Raw genomic sequence first — 17802 nt, 5'->3', positions numbered from 1 at the left:
TTTAGTCGAAGCCCTACTCTGGCAGCCGTGGCAGCGCCGGAGAAGGAAGTGCGTGCACCCCGCGCGCGCATGACGGGCACCGAACGTCGCCAGCAGCTCGTCGAGATCGCCAAGTCGCTGTTCGCCGAGCGTGGATACGACGCCACGTCCGTCGAGGAGATCGCCCAGCGGGCCAACGTGTCCAAGCCCGTCGTGTACGAGCACTTCGGCGGCAAGGAGGGCCTGTACGCCGTGGTGGTCGACCGCGAGATGTCGGCACTGCTGGACGGCATCACCTCGTCGCTGACCAACAACCGTTCCCGGGTACGGGTCGAGCGGGTGGCACTCGCCCTGCTCACCTATGTCGAGGAGCGCACCGACGGCTTCCGCATCCTCATCCGCGACTCCCCGGCCAGCATCGCCTCCGGCACGTACTCGAGCCTGCTCAACGACGCCGTCAGCCAGGTGGCGTCGATCCTGGCCGGCGACTTCTCCCGCCGCGGCCTGGACCCCGAGCTCGCACCGCTCTACGCCCAGGCGCTCGTCGGCTCAGTGTCGATGACCGCGCAGTGGTGGCTGGACACCAGGGAGCCGAAGAAGGAAGTCGTGGCCGCGCACCTGGTCAATCTGATGTGGAACGGGTTGACGCACCTCGAAGCCGATCCGGAGCTGCACGACCAGCAGTAGCCACCTCCACGCGCGCGGGAAGCCGAATGGCCAGTTACCACACGCTTTTTGGACGATCGCGTGGCACAAGTGGCCACTCGACGGAACAACGTGAGTGGCGACTAAGATGAGTCCACAATGACCACATCGGGGCACCCCCATGTCCAGACTCCGATGGCGGGCCTGGTCCGTCTCGCGCTGTCCGATCCCGGTCTGGCAGACCTGACGCGCCGCGCCGCCGACGCCGTCGCCGAAATGGCCCTCGTCGGCCCCGCCAGCGCCCGGCTCTTCGTCGCCGCAGCATTGGCCGAGGCGGGCCCGCTGCTCGTCGTCACCGCCACCGGCCGGGAGGCCGACGACCTGACCGCGGAACTGCGCGCCGTGCTGGGCGACGCCGTCGCGATGTTCCCGTCCTGGGAGACGTTGCCGCACGAGCGACTCTCGCCGGGCGTCGAAACGGTCGGCGCCAGGATGATGGTGCTGCGCCGACTGGCCAAACCCGACGACCGGCGGTTGGGCGCGCCACTGCGGGTCGTGGTCACCACCGCACGCTCACTGCTGCAGCCGATGGCGCCGGATCTGGCGGACGTCGAGCCGGTCACCCTGACCGTCGGCAAGGAGGCCGAGTTCGACGGGGTGCTGGAGCGGCTGGTCGAACTCGCCTACACCCGGGTGGACATGGTCGGGAAGCGCGGCGAGTTCGCGGTTCGCGGCGGCATCCTCGACGTCTTCGCCCCGACGGCGGAGCATCCCGTCCGCGTCGAGTTCTGGGGTGACGAGGTCTCGGAGATGCGGATGTTCTCGGTCGCCGACCAGCGATCGCTGCCCGACATCGTCATCGACACCCTGATCGCCGTCCCGTGCCGCGAGCTGATGCTGACCGACGACGTGCGTCAGCGGGCCGCCGCGCTGTCCGCCCACCAGCCCCACGACGACAACCGGGTCACCGGCACGGTCAGCGACATGTTGGCCAAGCTGGGCGAGGGCATCCCCGTCGACGGCATGGAGGCGCTGCTCCCCGTCCTCCGGCCGACCGAGCTGTCGCTGCTGTCCGACCATCTGCCCGCGGGCGCGCCGGTGCTGGTCTGCGACCCGGAGAAGGTCCGGACGCGCGCGGCGGACCTGATCAAGACGGGACAGGAGTTCCTCGAGGCGTCGTGGTCGGTCGCGGCGATGGGAGCCGAGGCGCCGATCGACGTCGAGCAACTCGGCGGGTCCGGATTCCGCGAGCTCGCCGACGTCCGAGCCGGCGCCGCGGTCGGCGGGCATCCGTGGTGGACGCTCAGTCAGTTGGCCGATGGTTCCGCTGCCGAACTCGACATCCGTGCGGCGCCGTCGGCGAGGGGGCAGCAGAACAACCTCGACGAGATGTTCGCGATGCTGCGCGCGCACGTCACGACGGGCGGGCTCGCCGCCATCGTGACCCCCGGCACGGGCACCGCCCACCGCATCGTCGAGCAGTTGGGTGAATCCGATACGGCCGCTTCGATCTTGGCCCCCGGCGACGTGCCGAAGCCCGGCGTGGTCGGCGTGCTCAGGGGGCCGCTCCGCGACGGTGCGGTGCTGCCGGGCGCGAACCTCGTCGTGATCACCGAGACCGACCTGACCGGCAACCGGGCCACTGCCACCGAGGGCAAGCGGCTGGCCGCCAAGCGCCGCAACGTCGTCGACCCCCTGGCGCTGACGGCCGGAGACCTCGTCGTGCACGACCAGCACGGCATCGGCCGGTTCGTCGAGATGGTGGAGCGCACCATCGGCGGCGCGCGGCGCGAGTACCTGGTGCTGGAGTACGCGTCGGCCAAGCGGGGCGGCGGGTCGGACAAGCTGTTCGTGCCGATGGATTCGCTGGATCAGCTGTCCCGCTACGTCGGGGGGCAGGAGCCGAACCTCAGCAGGCTCGGCGGCAGCGACTGGACCAACACGAAGACGAAGGCGCGCAAGGCCGTTCGCGAGATCGCGGGTGAGCTGGTGGCGTTGTATGCCAAGCGTCAGGCCGCGCCCGGTTTCGCGTTCGGCCCGGACACCCCGTGGCAGGCGGAGATGGAGGACGCGTTCGGGTTCACCGAGACCGTCGACCAGCTGACCGCGATCACCGAGGTCAAGTCCGACATGGAGAAGCCGGTGCCGATGGACCGCGTGATCTGCGGTGACGTCGGCTACGGCAAGACCGAGATCGCGGTGCGGGCTGCCTTCAAGGCGGTGCAGGCAGGCAAGCAGGTCGCGGTGCTGGTGCCCACCACGCTGCTGGCCGACCAGCACCTGCAGACCTTCACCCAGCGCATGTCGGGCTTCCCGGTCACCGTCAAGGGTCTGTCCCGCTTCACCGACAACGCCGAGTCGCGCAAGGTGCTCGAGGGTATGAAGGACGGCTCGGTCGACATCGTGATCGGCACCCACCGGCTGCTGCAGACCGGTGTGACGTGGAAGGACCTCGGCCTGGTCGTGGTCGACGAGGAGCAGCGCTTCGGCGTTGAGCACAAGGAACACATCAAGTCGATGCGCATCCACGTCGACGTACTGACGATGAGTGCGACGCCGATCCCACGGACGCTGGAGATGAGCCTGGCCGGCATCCGCGAGATGTCGACGATCCTCACCCCCCCCGAGGAGCGGTTCCCCGTCCTCACCTACGTCGGCCCCCATGACGACAAGCAGGTCGCCGCGGCGCTGCGGCGCGAGCTGCTCCGCGACGGCCAGGCGTTCTACATCCACAACCGGGTCCGGACCATCGACTCGGCGGCGGCCAAGGTCAGGGCTTTGGTGCCGGAGGCCAGGGTCGTGGTGGCTCACGGTCAGATGCCCGAGGAAGCGCTGGAACGCACGGTCGAGGGGTTCTGGAACCGTGAGTTCGACATCCTGGTGTGCACCACGATCGTCGAGACCGGTCTGGACATCTCGAACGCGAACACGCTCATCGTCGAGCGTTCGGATACGTTCGGTCTCTCTCAGCTACATCAGTTGCGTGGTCGCGTCGGCCGTAGCCGCGAGCGGGGTTACGCCTACTTCCTCTACCCGCCCGAGGTGCCGCTGACGGAGACGGCGTACGACCGGCTCGCCACGATCGCGCAGAACAACGAGCTCGGCGCTGGCATGGCGGTAGCGATGAAGGACCTGGAGATCCGCGGTGCCGGAAACGTTCTGGGCGCGGAACAGTCCGGTCACGTCGCAGGCGTCGGCTTCGATCTCTACATACGCCTGGTGGGTGAGGCGGTTGAGGCTTACCGGGCGGTGGTCGACGGCAATACCGTTGCGGCCGTCGAGGAACCCAAGGACGTGCGCATCGACCTGCCCGTCGACGCGCACCTGCCGCCGGAGTACATCGGCAGCGACCGACTGCGGCTGGAGGGCTACCGCCGATTGGCGGCCGCCTCCGACGACGCGGCCATCGGGGGTGTCGTCGAGGAACTCGTCGACCGGTACGGTCCGCTGCCGGAGCCCGCCGAGCGACTGGTCGCGGTGGCCCGGTTGCGCCTGCTGTGCCGTCAGTACGGGGTCACCGAGGTGAGCGCTCCGTCGGCGTCGTCGATCAAGGTCACCCCGCTGACGCTGCCGGACTCTCAGCAACTGCGGCTCAAGCGGGTGTATCCCTCGGCGACGTACCGTGCGACGACGTCGACGATCACGATTCCGATCCCCCGCGCCGGCAGCGGTGTCGCCGCGCCGCGGGTCCGTGACGCCGAATTGCTGCGCGTGGTGGCTGGTTTGCTGTTGGCGCTGGATGGAAAACCTCAAGCGGATGTTGATATAACCAACCTCGGAGGTATTGCCCCATGAGCAAGTGGCCAGCGCTAGAGCGGCGACGGTCGAGGTGACCGTCGTCCTGGTGGATCCGCGCCGCCCGTCGTTGGTGCCCGTGGAGGCCATCACGCTGCTCGCCGGTGACGTGCAGTACACCGAGGAGATGCCCGTCAAGGTGCCGTGGTCGCTGCCCGCGTCGCGGCCCGCCTACACCGGTGAGGACGCTCCGGTGCTGCTGTCCTCGGACCCCAATCACCCCATGGTCAAGGCGCGCCTCGCCGCAGGCGCGAGGCTTATCTCCGCGCCTGCCCCGCAACCCGGCGAACGGCTTCTCGACGCGGTCGCGATCATGGACACGCTGCGCACCTCCGGGCCGTGGGAGGGCGAGCAGACTCACGAAACACTCCGGAGGTATCTGCTCGAGGAGACCTACGAACTGTTCGACGCGGTCCGCAGCGGCAATGCCGACGAACTGCGCGAGGAACTCGGCGACGTGTTGCTCCAGGTGCTCTTCCATGCGCGGATCGCCGAGGATGCCCTGAAGTTGCCGTTCAGCATCGACGACGTGGCCGACGCGCTGGTACGCAAACTCGGCAACCGGGTTCCGGCAGTGCTTGCCGGCGAAGCGGTTTCGCTCGACGACCAGTTGGCCCAGTGGGAAGAACGCAAGGCTCAGGAGAAGTCACGCGGCTCGTCCATGGATGACGTGCCCACCGCTCAGCCTGCCTTGGCGCTGACGCAGAAGGTCGTCGAGCGGGTCACTGCGGCTGGCCTGCCGAACGACCTCCTGCCCGAGGGGCTGGTGTCGATCGGGCTGGCATTGGGCAGCGACCCCGAGAATGTTTTGCGCGCAAGGACATTGGAGTTCATGGAAACCGTCCGCAAGGTCGAGCAGAACGTCCTCGCCAGTCGGCGCAGCCCTGAGGTTCCCGAGGAGCTCGACGCCGCTGGGCTCGGTGTGGTCACCGAAGAAGAATGGCGTGCCCACTGGCCGACCGACGAGCAGTTGGTCGACGAGGACGACGTGACCGACGAGCCCGAGCCCGTGGATCAGGACAGCAGCCTCGAGCCCCAGTAGGCCGACGCGTCACCCTCTCGGAGTCCCGGCGGGCATGCGAATAGTGCGGTGCCGGTGTGGGTGATGTACTCGTTGAGCGCATCGCGCCGCGACAGTTCCATCTGCATGGGGACGAACGACGTCGCCGGATTGCGCACGAACGCGATGAAGAACAGACCGGCGTCCAGATGGCCGAAACCGTCCGTGCCGTCGGTGAAGTTGTAACCGCGACGAAGGATTTGGATCCCGCCGAGATTGTCCGACGACGCGAGCCGGACGTGGGCGTCCATGTCGATGAGCGGGGTGCCCTTCGAGCTCTTGGTGGTGAAGTCCAGCGCATCGAACTCGTCGGCGTACCCGATCGGGGCGCCGGTGCCCTTCAGTCGCCCGATGACTCGCTCCTGCTCGAGGAGCGTGGTGCGGTCCCAGTTCTCGATGCGCATCCGGATGCGTCGGGTCACCAGGTAGGTACCACCCGTCATCCACGCCGGGCCGTCACCGTCGGCCACCCAGACGTGCTGGTCCAGTGCGCCGGTGTCCTCGGCCTTGAGGTTGGACGTTCCGTCCTTGAACCCGAACAGGTTTCGAGGCGTCGCCTGGTCGCGCGTGGTCGACGACGTACGACCGAAGCCGAGCTGGGAATAGCGCACCGCGGCCGTACCGAACGCGACGCGGGCGAGGTTCCGAATGGCGTGCACGGCGACCTGCGGATCGTTGGCGCAGGCCTGGACGCAGATGTCACCGTGGCTCTTGCCGGGGTCCATCGTCTCGTTGGGGAACTTGGGCAGATCGATCAACGCCTCCGGACGCTTGTCGGCGATGCCGAACCGGTCCTTGCCGTCCTTGACGAAGAACGACGGGCCGAAGCCGACGGTGAGAGTCAACTGTGATGCCGGAAGGCCAAGGGCCTCACCGGTATCCGCAGGCGGCGCGAACGGGTTCAGGCCGACGGCGCCGTTGTCGACGGCTTCTTCGGCGAGCGTCAGCCGCTCGGCCATGGCCGTCCACTCCTTGAGCATCGCCACGACGTCCTCACGGTCGTCGGTGGTGACGTCGAAGGAGCAGAAGTGCATGCGGTCCTGCGCCGCGGTGACGATCCCCGCCTGGCGTTCACCACGAAAGGGCACCGAACTCTGCAGTTCGCTGGACGTGGAACTGGAGGCCGACGCCCGGCCGGCCAGCGCACCCGAGCTGGCCGCGCCGACCACGGCCGCCGTCACTCCCGCCGCACCGAACAGCTTGCGGCGCGACAGCCCTCCGCGCGCCACGTCCGGATCGGCGGAAGTCACGTCCGGCGTCACGGCATTCTGCTGAGCGCCGGAACCCCTACTGTCCGGCGATGACACCCTGCACCTGGCTGACCTCCTTGGACAGCGCGTCGATCGAGCGCGAAAGCTCTTGGCGCTGCGGCTCGGTCACGGTGTCGTACGAGACGAACCCGTCACCCTGGCGGTACTTCTGCAACAGGGCCTCGGATTCACCGAAGCGCTGGTCGACCTTCTTGCCCAGCTCGGCGTTGCGCTCGTCGAGGATCAGTCGCACCGAGGCGACCGCGGTCTGCGAACCCTGGAGGTTGGCGTTGAAGTCCCAGAGGTCGGTGTGGCTGAAGATGTCCTCTTCACCGCTCATCTTGCTCGACGCGATCTCGTCGAGCAGACCTTGGGCGCCACCGGCGATCTGAGTGGAGTCGATCGCGAAGTCGGGGGCCTTCACGCGAAAGTTGAGCTCCTTGACGTGGGCGACCAGCTGGTCGGCGATCGCGTCGGTGTCGGGCTGCAGGCCGGTCACCCACAGGTCCTTCTCCAGCCGGTGGAAGCCCGTCCACTTCTGGCCGGGCTCGAGGTCGGCCTCGCGGAGGTCGATGCGCGGATCGAGGTCATCGGGGAACGACTCGGCGACCGGCTCGATGCGCTCGTAGTAGGTGCGGGCGATCGGGAACTGCCGCTTGGCGCCCGCGACGTCCTTTGCCTTGATCGCGGCGACGAACGCGTCGACTGCCGGGATCAGCGCCTCGGTCTGGCTGTTCACGTACCGCTTGTAGTTGTCCGCGGCTTCCTTGAACTGGCCCTCGGTGTCGACCTGTACGGCGTCACCGGTGACGGTGAAGTCACGGCGGAGGCCGTCACCGATCATGCCTGGCTTGCAGGCGGTCTGGTACGTGCCCGGCTCCGTCAGCTGGACGATGAGTTTGCGCTCGAGCCCGGGGGAGATGTTCTCGACCTCGCCCATCACGCGGTCGCCCTCGCCGTAGACGTAGAACTCGGTGACCTTGGTGCCGTTGTTGGTGATCACGAAGGTGCTCGGACCGGTCACGCTCTCGGTGCCCGACAACTCGCACGTCGTGTCGGACGCGTCGACCGTGATCTGGGCGGGGGAGTTCTCGCCGCCGCTGGCGGGGGTCTGGGCTTCCTTGGCCTGGCAGCCGACGAGGGAGATGCCCGTCAGCATGGCGGCCACCGCAGCGACACCGGCCCTCGCAGTGAGAGGGGAGACGTGGAGGGACGGATTCACCTGGTCGACCTTTCGGGTGTGGCGTTCGACTGCGGCTCTGGAGTGCGGTCGGAGCTGACGGGGGGTGTGCCCGGCGGTGGGGTATCCGCCGGCTTCGCGAGCGCCTTCGAGGGGCGCAGGAAGACGATGAGGACGATGACGAGGTAGAGCGCCCATGCGATGAACTGCAGCCAGGTCGGCGTCGGTGTGACGTTGAAGACGCCCTGGATGACCTGGCCGTACCAGGACGACCAGTCAATTCCTGAGCTGATGTCGAAGGCCCGATTAGACAGGCCGGGAAGCCAGCCGACGGTCTGCAGGGCGCCGATGCCGTAGGACAGGATGCCTGCGGCGACGACGACCAGGAACGCCCCGGTGTATCTGAAGAACTTCGCCAGGTTGATGCGCAGGGCGCCCTTGTACATGCCGAATGCGATCGCCACGGCGATGAGCACGCCGACGACCAGGCCCGTCAGCGGCCAGAGCGTCTTGGCGTCGGCGAAGCCCACCATGAACAGCGCGGTTTCGACGCCCTCGCGCCCGACGGCGAGGAAGGACAGCGAGAGCACCGCCAGCGCACCCGTTTCCAGGGCGCGCGCCATGTCGCCGCGGAGTTGGCCCGACATGCTCGCCGACGCCTTCTTCATCCAGATCACCATCGTCGTGACGATCGCAACGGCGATGACCGACGCGACGCCCGCGATGGCCTCGGCGCCCAGGCCCGAGATGGTGTTCTCGCCGAACTGGATCACCAGGAACACGGCGACCGTCATGACGATCGCGGCGCCCACGCCGAGCCAGACCCACTTGAGGGCGTCGCGGCCGTCGGACTTGACGAGGAACGCCACCAGGATGGTGACGACGATGGCGGCTTCGAGGCCCTCACGCACACCGATGAGCGCGCTGCCGAAGAGCTGCGAGGAAATGCTGGGACCGGCAGCCAGAAGTGACGTCGATAGTTGGCCGACCGCGGTCATGCATTCGTCCTTGCTACGAAGGGGCTTACTCAGCTTTGGCTAACCAATACTAGGTGTGGCTCACCTTAGCAAGGTGAGTCGGGGAACGGTACGCCTCGTCAAACGGGGGCGGAGGGACCGTCGAGACGCATGGGACGATGGCAGGGATCTGAGTGTGTCGAGGGAGTCCGGTGTCACCAGTGCGTTGGCTGCGGGCCGTCGCGGTTGTCGTCGCTACGGCTCTGCTCCTGGCATCGTCCTGCTCCTGGCAGACGGGCATCCCGATACCCGAGGGCGTGCCACCACCGCCGGGTGACCCCGTTCCGCAGGTCGACACGCACGCCAAGGGTCGGCCCGCCGACCAATTGCGCCAGTGGGCGGCCGAACGAGCGCCCGCCCTGGGCATTCCGGCGACGGCGCTGGAGGCGTACGCGTATGCGGCGCGGGTCGCCGAGGTGGAGAACCCGAAGTGTCACCTGGCGTGGACCACGCTGGCGGGGATCGGCATGGTCGAGAGCCATCACGGCACCTACCGCGGTGCCACCATCGCCCCGAACGGTGACGTGACGCCGCCCATCCGCGGGGTCCGGCTCGACGGTTCGATGGGCAACATGGCGATCCAGGACACCGACGGCGGCAAGCTGGACGGCGATCGTCTGATGGACCGGGCGATGGGCCCCATGCAGTTCATCCCCGCGACCTGGAAGCTCTACGGCGTCGACGCCAACAACGACGGCGTCGTCAGCCCCGACAACATCGACGACGCGGCGCTGTCGGCGGCGGGATACCTCTGCTGGCGCGGAAAGGACCTCGCCAAGCCGCGGGGTTGGATGGACGCGCTGCGGGCCTACAACATGTCCGACCAGTACGCCAGGACGGTCCGCGACTGGGCGACCGCCTACGCCGAGGGTCACTCCCTGTAACCCGCGGCGGCTCTCTCGGCGGGGGCAAGCCATACGCTCTAGGCTGTCAGCGTCCGCATCAGCACCACGCGAGGAGACGTCAGTGCCCGTCATCGAGCAGATCGCAGCACGAGAGATTCTCGACTCCCGGGGCAACCCGACCGTGGAGGTGGAGGTGGTGCTCGACGACGGCACCTTCGCCCGCGCCGCGGTGCCTTCGGGCGCCTCGACCGGCGAGCACGAGGCCGTCGAACTTCGCGACGGCGGTGACCGCTACGGCGGCAAGGGCGTCGCGAAGGCCGTCGACGCCGTGTTGAGTGAGCTCGCTCCCGCCGTGATCCACCTGAACGCCGATGACCAGCGGCTCGTCGACCAGGCGCTGCTCGACTGCGACGGGACGCCCGACAAGTCCCGCCTCGGCGCCAACGCGATCCTCGGGGTGTCGCTGGCCGTCTCGAAGGCGGCCGCCGACGCTGCCGGGCTCCCGTTGTTCCGCTACCTCGGCGGGCCCAACGCCCACATCCTGCCGGTCCCGATGATGAACATCGTCAACGGCGGCGCCCATGCGGACACCGGCGTCGACGTCCAGGAGTTCATGGTCGCCCCCATCGGTGCACCGTCGTTCAAGGAGGCGCTTCGCTGGGGTGCCGAGGTGTACCACTCGCTGAAGTCGGTCCTCAAGAAGCAGGGTCTGGCGACCGGCCTCGGTGACGAGGGTGGTTTCGCGCCGGACATCGCAGGCACCAGGGCGGCGCTCGACCTGATCAGCTCCGCCATCGAGGCGACCGGCCTGAAGTTGGGCGCCGACGTGGCGCTGGCCCTCGACGTCGCCGCGACCGAGTTCCACACCGAGGGCACGGGATACGCCTTCGAGAAGGAAACCCGCACGGCCGCGCAGATGACCGAGTTCTACGCCGGACTGCTCGACGCCTACCCGCTGGTGTCGATCGAGGATCCGCTGTCCGAGGACGACTGGGACGGCTGGGTGTCGCTGACCACCGCGATCGGTGACCGCGTCCAAATCGTCGGCGACGACCTCTTCGTCACCAATCCCGAGCGCCTCGAAGAGGGCATCGAGAAGGGCGCGGCCAACGCGCTGCTGGTCAAGGTGAACCAGATCGGCACGCTCACCGAGACGTTGGACGCCGTGTCGCTCGCCCACAACAGTGGTTACCGCACGATGATGAGCCACCGCTCAGGCGAGACGGAGGACACCACCATCGCCGATCTGGCCGTCGCCGTGGGCAGCGGGCAGATCAAGACCGGCGCCCCCGCCCGCAGCGAGCGCGTCGCCAAGTACAACCAGCTGTTGCGCATCGAGGAGGAGCTGGGCGACGCCGCGCGCTATGCCGGTGACCTTGCGTTCCCGCGTTTCGCCGTCGAGACCAGATAGTCGGGGCGGAGGTTTCAGGTCATGCCCGACGCCAAGCGGCCCGACCCCAAGCGGCGCACTCCTGCGTCGCGGCCGGGTAAGGGCGGCGGTCGGCCGCGCGGGGCATCCCCGATTCGACGAGAACCGCGCGCGATCGAGCCGCGACCCGCACCGGAGGCCGTGGCCGAGGTCGAGGACGACGATGACGGCGAATCCGCCGGTGTCATCGAACCGATCAGGAAGGCGATCGCCGATGCGGCCGAACAGCAGTCCGAGCAACGGCTGGGTTCGGCGGCCAGGCGCGCCGCGATCCTGGCGGCCGTGGTGTGCGTGCTGACGCTGACCATCGCCGGCCCGGTGCGGACGTACTTCGCTCAGCGGACCGAGATGAAGCAGCTCGCCGACGCGCAGGCCCAATTGCGTTCGCAGATCGCCGATCTGGAGCAGCAGAAGATCAAGCTCGGCGATCCCGTGTACATCGCGGCGCAGGCCCGCGAGCGGCTCGGCTTCGTCATGCCCGGCGACATTCCGTATCAGGTGCAACTGCCGCCTGGTGACGTTCCGCAGGCGGCGACTCCCGGTGTGGATCTCGCGACGCCGCCGAGCGGCCAGCCGTGGTACACCTCGCTGTGGCACACGATTGCCGATGCGCCGCATGGGGTTTCGCTGATTCCGCCGCCGCCGGAGCTGCCGCCGCCACCTCTGCCCGTCCCGCCGCCTCCCGGTGGTTGACCTCGCCGATCTCGACACCGTCGCGCGCCAACTGGGCCGCGAACCGCGCGGTGTCCTGGAGATCGCCTACCGCTGCCCCAACGGTCAACCGGGCGTCGTGAAGACCGCGCCCAAACTGCCCGACGGAACGCCCTTTCCGACGCTGTACTACCTGACGCATCCCGCGCTGACCGCCGCGGCAAGCAGACTGGAGTCGTCGGGGCTGATGCGCGAGATGACCGAGCGACTGGCCTACGACCAGGACCTGGCCGACGCCTATCGCCGCGCACACGAGTCGTATCTGGCCGAACGCGACGCCGTCGAGTCGCTCGGCACGACGTTCTCCGGTGGTGGCATGCCCGACCGCGTCAAGTGCCTGCACGTCGTCATCGCGCACTCGCTGGCCAAGGGCCCCGGCGTAAATCCCTTCGGTGACGAAGCGCTGGCCGTGCTGGCCGCCGAGCCGGCGATGGCCGGAATCCTGGATCGAGAGGTGTGGACGCCGTGACGAGGGTCGCTGCAATCGACTGCGGTACCAATTCAATTCGGCTGTTGATCGCCGACGTGACGGACGGCCGGCTGACCGACGTGCATCGCGAGATGCGCATCGTGCGACTCGGCGAGGGCGTGGATGCGACGGGGAGTTTCGCCGAGGCCGCCCTGGCGCGCACGCGGGCGGCCCTCGCCGACTACGCCGCGCTGTTGCAGACCCATTCGGTGCCGACGGTTCGGATGGTCGCGACGTCGGCGACCCGCGACGCGGCCAACCGTGACGAGTTCTTCGCGATGACGGCCGACGTGCTGGGTGCCGCCGTCCCGGGTGCCGTCGCGGAGGTCATCACCGGCACCGAGGAGGCCGAGCTGTCGTTCCGCGGCGCCGTCGGTGAACTCGATTCCGCTGCAGCGCCATTCGTCGTCGTCGATCTCGGTGGCGGATCGACGGAGGTGGTCTTGGGCAGCTCGGCTGACGTCGATGCGAGTTACTCAGCGAACATCGGCTGCGTGCGGCTCACCGAGCGGTGCCTGAAGTCCGATCCACCCACCGCAGCCGAGATCGCCGATGCGCGTGCGGTCGTCCGTGACGGTCTCGCCGCAGCCTTCGCCGCCGTGCCCGTCGAGCGGGCGCAGACGTGGGTCGGCGTGGCGGGCACCATGACCACGTTGTCGGCGCTGGCGCTGAACTTGGCCACCTACGACTCGGATGCGATTCATCTGTCGCGGGTCGGGTTCGACGATCTGCTGAAGGTCTGCGGCGGTCTGATCGCGATGACGCGCCGTCAACGCGCCGCGCTCGGACCCATGCACGAGGGCCGGGTGGACGTGATCGGTGGCGGCGCCATCGTGGTCGAGGAGCTGGCGCGTGCCCTCGGCGAGCGCGCCGGAATCAACGAGCTGGTGGTCAGCGAGCGCGACATCCTCGACGGCATCGCGCTGTCGATCGCCTGAGGCGGCAACCGCGAGATCGACGCTACCGCGACCCCTACTCGCACTTTCTCGCAGTCGCGTCGATCTCGCGAACGCCTCGAGCGCACCGCGCAGGTTTCAACCGCGCAGACCCAGGCGTAAGAACCGTCTGCCCGAGCGGACAGGGTTGATGGGGAGAACGCCGTGGCCGATCAGAACACTCGAAGTGTCGACGACCCGGCTGCCGAGATCTTGGCGACAGGGGGATTGATCACTCTGCTGGGGGCCGTCGTGGCGGCGGTGATCGCACTGGTGTCCCTCGGTGACGGCAACCCGGCGATGGCCGCAATCATCGGCGCGGTCGCGTTGATCAGCTTCGCGGCGAGCCTGGCGTGCTTCGCCGTGGAGAGCAATCGCACTGACGACACGCCGCTGCCGTTCCCGAGTTGGTTGAGGACCGAACCCGAGACGGCAGCAGAGTTGTCAGCGCTGCAGTAGTCGGTCCGCTTCAGCGCCGCACGTTGCAGTTTGGCGGGTTTCCGCAGTGATGGCCGCCATCGCACGCGTTGCAATGGCAGGTGCACCCGCCGGCCTTCTGGTCTGGAACTCGCATGGCAATCCACCTCTGTTGATTCGGTCGAATATCCACATATGACCATTCGACAATATGTCGGATTGCTCGGTCGTGGGTCAGGACTTGAGGATCGGTGTCAGCGCGTCGAGGACGCCGACGTCCTCGATGGTCGACGGCACGGGCTCGTCGCGACCGTCGGCGATGCCGCGCATGGTCTTGCGCAGGATCTTGCCCGACCGGGTCTTCGGCAGTGCGGAGACGACGTCGACGCGCTTGAGACTCGCGACCGCGCCGATGTTCTCCCGAACCGCGGCGATCAGCTCGCCGACCAAACCGTCGGCCGACGCGCCTGACTTGAGGACGACGACCCCCCGCGGCGCCTGCCCCTTGATGGGGTCGGCGACACCGAATCACCGCGCATTCGGCGACGGCGGGATGGGTCGCAAGGACCGCCTCGATGGCGCCCGTCGACAGCCGATGTCCGGCTACGTTGATGGTGTCGTCGGTGCGGCCCATGACGAACAGGTAGCCGTCCTCGCCGAGGTAGCCGCCGTCACCGGACAGGTAGTAGCCGGGGAACGCCGACAGATTCGACGCGACGTAGCGATCGTCGTCGCCCCACAGGGTCGGCAGGGTGCCCGGAGGCAGCGGGAGTTTGACGCAGATCGACCCCTCTTCGCCTGCCTCGCACTCCGTCCCGTCGGGTCGAAGGACGTGCACGTCGTAACCGGGCATCGGCACGGTCGCCGAGCCGGGTTTGATCGTCATCGCCTCGATGCCCATCGGCGCGGCTGCGATCGACCATCCGGTCTCGGTCTTCCACCAGCGGTCGACGACGGGGATGCCCAGCTTCTCCGACGCCCAGTGGTAGGTGGCGGGGTCCAGCCGTTCGCCCGCTTGGAAGAGGTACTGCAGCGCGGACAGGTCGTAGCGGTTCAGGTGGGTGGCGTCCGGATCCTCCTTCTTGATGGCGCGCATGGCCGTCGGCGCCGAGAACAGCGCCTTCACACCGTGTTCGGCGACCACCCTCCAGAACGCGCCCGCGTCGGTGGTGCCCACCGGCTTTCCTTCGTAGAGCACCATGGTCGCGCCGAGCAGCAGCGGGCCGTGCACTCGGTGGTGTTCGGCGGATTCGCGGGGCACGAACTCGCGGCGCCGCCAGCATCGCGATGACGGCCTCGGGAACCATCGGCATGTAGATGACGACGCGGTCGCCCCTCCGGACGCCGAGCCCGCGCAGCACCCCCGCGAAGCGAGAGGTCTCGTCGAGAAGCTCGCGGTAGGTGTAGGTGCGCGTGGTGCCGGCCAGCGGTGAGTCGTAGATCAGCGCGGCCTGCTCGCCGCGGCCCTGCTCGAGGTGACGATCGAGCGCGTTCGCGCACGTGTTCAGCTCCCCGTCCGGGAACCACCGGTAGAACGGGGGATTGGCGTCGTCGAGGATGCGTTGCGGGGCACGGGTCCACGTCACGGCCCGGGCTGCCTCGCCCCAGAACGCGCGTGCGTCTTCGATACTGGCGTCGAACAACTCGCGATACCCGGCCATAACGGGAGGGTACTGGCTTAGGGGGTCCCATAGCCTGGACTCATGACTAGTCTGGTGCCGCCGATCGAGGGTGTGCGCAGGTCCTTCGTCGAGGCCCGCGGTGTGCGCTTCCACGTCACCGAGTCGGGCCGGGAGGACGGCAGGCCGGTGCTGGCGCTGCAAGGGTGGCCGCAGCACCATTGGGTGTACCGGGATCTGCTCGCCGACCCGCCGCCCGGTCTGCGCATCATCGCCCCCGACCTACCCGGCTACGGTTGGTCCGGGCCTGCACCGCACCGCTGGGCCAAGGACGACGTGGCCGCCGACGTCCTCGCGTTGATGGACGCGATGGGTCTGGACCGCGTGCTGCTCGTCGGCCACGACTGGGGTGGCTTCGTGGGCTACCGGATGGTTCTCGCCGCGCCGGAGCGGTTCGACGGCTGTCTGGTGATGAACATGGCGCACCCCTGGGTGACCGCGCGCACGCTGGCGCCGCATTTCTGGCGGTTGCTGACGTATCAGCCCATGATGGCCACGGTGGGCGTGTGGGTGCACCAGCGCACCCGGATCATCGAGCGACTCGTCTTCGGTAGCGGTGCCGCGAGTCATCAGCTGGATCCCGCGATCGTAGGCGTCTACACCGAGCGCTTCCGTGACCCGGTCGTCGCGCGTACCGCAAGGGATACGTACCGGACGTTCCTGGTGCGTGAGATGCCGTCCAGCGCAAGGCATCCCGAGACCCGGCGCGCGACGGTCCCCATTCGCGTGCTCTTCGGCATGGGGGACTTCGCGGTGCATCCGTCACTCGCCGACCCCGAGACCGCCAACGCCGACGAGTACACGTTCGAGCCGGTCGACGCCGGGCACTTCGTCATCGACGAGCGTCCGGATCTGGTCCGGGCGAAGCTGATCGCGCTCGCGGAGCAGGCCGCCCCCTAACGCGATTTCGGCGCGTAAACGTTCGCGTGGCGACGGTTTGCGCGCCGAAATCGCTCTTGGGCCGGTCTGCGAGAATCACGCGATGACCGAAGACTGGCGCAACATCAACCTGGCGAACTGGGAGTCGCGGGTGCCGATGCACACCGGTCCCGATGGCTACGACCTCGCGAGTTTCGACGACCCGACGTACCTGTCACCGGTGGTGCGCTACGACCTGCCCCGGCTCGGGCGGCTCGACGGGCTCGACGTCGTGCACCTTCAGTGCCACATCGGCACCGACACCGTGTCGCTCGACCGGTTGGGCGCGAAGTCCGTTAGGGGTCTGGACTTCTCGCCCGCTGCGGTCGAGGCGGGACGTGCGCTGGCGGTTCGCGCCGGCGCCGACGTCACATTCGTCGAGGCGGACGTGCACGACGCCGTCGATGCGCTCGGGGTCGGCTGCGCCGACGTCGTCTATACGGGCATCGGTGCGCTGTGCTGGTTACCCGACGTCCGCCGATGGGCGGGCATCGTCGCCGCGCTGCTGAGGCCGGGCGGTCGCTTGTTCATCAGAGAGGGCCACCCGGTTCTGTGGGCGATGAGCGATCCCCGCCCCGACGGCCTGTTGGTCATCGAATACCCCTACTTCGAAACGGCCGGAACGATTTTCGTCGAGCACGACAGCTACGCAGGATCGGGCACGGTCGCGTCCCCGGAGTCGATCGTGTTCAACCACGGCCTCGGCGAGATCTTCTCTGCGCTGCTCGACGCCGGGCTGGTGATCACCGGGTTCGAGGAGCATCGGGAGCTGTCGTGGAACTTCTTCGGAGAGGCGATGTCGGCAAGCCCCGACTTCGAGGGCGAGTTCGTCCTGGACGAGGGGACTGACAGGATGCCGATGACCTACACGTTGCAGGCGGCGAAGACGTCGCCGTAGTTAAGGGGTCAGGACCAATGCGATTGTTCGGGCGGACCCAGTCCCCTCTTCTGGATCCGCCCGGGCTTAGCAAATATAGACAATTATGTTCATCGATCGCAATCGTTAGCGAGCCGTTGCCGCGCCTACACTGAATTGATCTTGGAAGCATTAGCGTCCATCCGAGGCCGAGAAATGAACGTCAGCAAGCGACTCAGACCTGGACGACACCAGCTAAGCCGTGACGAGGTCCAGACCCATCAGCGTGAGCGCATCTTCCTCGCGCTCGAGACCGAGATGTCAGCAAAGGGCTATGCCGACACTAGCGTGGCCGACGTCATCAAGAGCGCGGGGGCGATCGCTGCGCGACTCGCGCTGCAGCAACAGTTCGTCGACGGGGTCGCCGCGGTGTTCGACGCCCAGTCGGAACAGGAACGCTTCGGCTGTCAGGTTCTTGTCGCGGCGATCTCGACACTCGTGACGAATGCGCTCGAGGAGGACCCCCGCGCGGTGCTCGATCTGTACGAACCGCTCAACCGGGTGGCACGGCAATTGATGGCGGGGGAGTAGGCGCTACTCCTGAAAGCGGTAGCCCAT

15 protein-coding genes and 1 pseudogene are annotated in these 17802 nt (G+C 67.9%); 12 read left to right on the top strand and 4 right to left on the bottom strand.

The genetic code is table 11. The features are described from left to right. Window positions 1-69: 69 nt before the first annotated feature. From VET27_RS17665 to VET27_RS17655, 3 genes are all read left to right on the top strand, one after another. The gene (locus VET27_RS17665; RefSeq protein ID WP_526520583.1) at window positions 70-666 is read left to right on the top strand and encodes a TetR/AcrR family transcriptional regulator; all 597 of its coding nucleotides are present in this window, start codon (window positions 70-72) and stop codon (window positions 664-666) included. A 117-nt stretch (window positions 667-783) separates the two neighbouring features. Continuing rightward, a complete protein-coding gene (gene mfd, locus VET27_RS17660; RefSeq protein ID WP_526520420.1) occupies window positions 784-4419 on the top strand; it encodes a transcription-repair coupling factor in 3636 nt (1211 codons plus the stop codon). Between the two features lie 34 nt (window positions 4420-4453). Then, on the top strand, window positions 4454-5461 hold the full coding sequence (locus VET27_RS17655) for a nucleoside triphosphate pyrophosphohydrolase (protein WP_526520581.1): 1008 nt from the start codon (window positions 4454-4456) through the stop codon (window positions 5459-5461). On the opposite strand, the gene efeB is transcribed toward VET27_RS17655, so the two are convergent. From efeB to efeU, 3 genes are read right to left on the bottom strand one after another with little or no spacing between them, the layout of a single operon-like run. Further along, the gene (gene efeB / locus VET27_RS17650; protein ID WP_526520418.1) at window positions 5434-6741 is read right to left on the bottom strand and encodes an iron uptake transporter deferrochelatase/peroxidase subunit; all 1308 of its coding nucleotides are present in this window, start codon (window positions 6739-6741) and stop codon (window positions 5434-5436) included. The two genes, VET27_RS17655 and efeB, sit on opposite strands and share 28 nt — an antisense overlap. 25 nt (window positions 6742-6766) lie before the next feature. Further along, complete coding sequence (gene efeO / locus VET27_RS17645; protein WP_526520579.1) at window positions 6767-7888, bottom strand: iron uptake system protein EfeO; 1122 nt, start codon at window positions 7886-7888, stop codon at window positions 6767-6769. 59 nt (window positions 7889-7947) lie between these two features. Further along, on the bottom strand, window positions 7948-8907 hold the full coding sequence (gene efeU / locus VET27_RS17640; RefSeq protein WP_526520416.1) for an iron uptake transporter permease EfeU: 960 nt from the start codon (window positions 8905-8907) through the stop codon (window positions 7948-7950). Window positions 8908-9077: 170 nt separating this feature from the next. Here efeU and VET27_RS17635 point away from each other — a divergent pair, with 170 nt between their 5' ends. The 6 genes from VET27_RS17635 to VET27_RS17610 all read left to right on the top strand — a co-directional run bounded on the left by VET27_RS17635 (window position 9078) and on the right by VET27_RS17610 (window position 13773). Next, complete coding sequence (locus tag VET27_RS17635) at window positions 9078-9809, top strand: lytic transglycosylase domain-containing protein (protein ID WP_526520414.1); 732 nt, start codon at window positions 9078-9080, stop codon at window positions 9807-9809. A gap of 82 nt (window positions 9810-9891) precedes the next feature. Beyond that, window positions 9892-11181 carry a phosphopyruvate hydratase gene (gene eno / locus VET27_RS17630; protein ID WP_526520412.1) on the top strand — a complete coding sequence of 430 codons (1290 nt, stop codon included), beginning with the start codon at window positions 9892-9894 and terminating at the stop codon, window positions 11179-11181. A gap of 21 nt (window positions 11182-11202) precedes the next feature. Next, window positions 11203-11892: an FtsB family cell division protein gene (locus VET27_RS17625; RefSeq protein ID WP_526520410.1), complete on the top strand. Its 690-nt coding sequence runs from the start codon at window positions 11203-11205 to the stop codon at window positions 11890-11892. After that, on the top strand, window positions 11885-12379 hold the full coding sequence (locus tag VET27_RS17620; protein WP_526520408.1) for a DUF501 domain-containing protein: 495 nt from the start codon (window positions 11885-11887) through the stop codon (window positions 12377-12379). Before VET27_RS17625 ends, VET27_RS17620 begins: the two co-directional genes overlap by 8 nt. Further along, a complete protein-coding gene (locus VET27_RS17615) occupies window positions 12376-13317 on the top strand; it encodes a Ppx/GppA phosphatase family protein (protein ID WP_526520406.1) in 942 nt (313 codons plus the stop codon). The genes VET27_RS17620 and VET27_RS17615 overlap by 4 nt, the downstream gene beginning before the upstream one ends. A 162-nt stretch (window positions 13318-13479) precedes the next feature. Beyond that, window positions 13480-13773 (top strand): hypothetical protein, encoded by a 294-nt coding sequence (locus VET27_RS17610; RefSeq protein ID WP_526520404.1) that lies wholly within the window; start codon window positions 13480-13482, stop codon window positions 13771-13773. Window positions 13774-13965: 192 nt separating this feature from the next. Here VET27_RS17610 and VET27_RS17605 read toward each other — a convergent pair. Then, window positions 13966-15392: pseudogene (locus VET27_RS17605) on the bottom strand (AMP-binding protein). 42 nt (window positions 15393-15434) lie between these two features. Between VET27_RS17605 and VET27_RS17600 the strand changes: the two are divergent. The 3 genes from VET27_RS17600 (at window position 15435) to VET27_RS17590 (ending at window position 17775) form a co-directional block, all read left to right on the top strand. Further along, window positions 15435-16310, top strand: coding sequence for an alpha/beta fold hydrolase (locus VET27_RS17600; protein WP_526520402.1), 876 nt, complete (start codon window positions 15435-15437; stop codon window positions 16308-16310). An 82-nt stretch (window positions 16311-16392) separates the two neighbouring features. Beyond that, complete coding sequence (locus VET27_RS17595) at window positions 16393-17226, top strand: class I SAM-dependent methyltransferase (protein WP_526520400.1); 834 nt, start codon at window positions 16393-16395, stop codon at window positions 17224-17226. A gap of 174 nt (window positions 17227-17400) precedes the next feature. Beyond that, complete coding sequence (locus VET27_RS17590) at window positions 17401-17775, top strand: hypothetical protein (protein ID WP_526520398.1); 375 nt, start codon at window positions 17401-17403, stop codon at window positions 17773-17775. Window positions 17776-17802 lie beyond the last annotated feature (27 nt).

Origin of the sequence: Mycobacterium sp. (genome assembly GCF_035633495.1) — a bacterium.
GTDB lineage: Bacteria > Actinomycetota > Actinomycetes > Mycobacteriales > Mycobacteriaceae > Mycobacterium.
The sequence above is the reverse complement of the archived record's forward strand: the minus strand, read 5'-3'. Positions and strand labels throughout refer to the sequence as shown.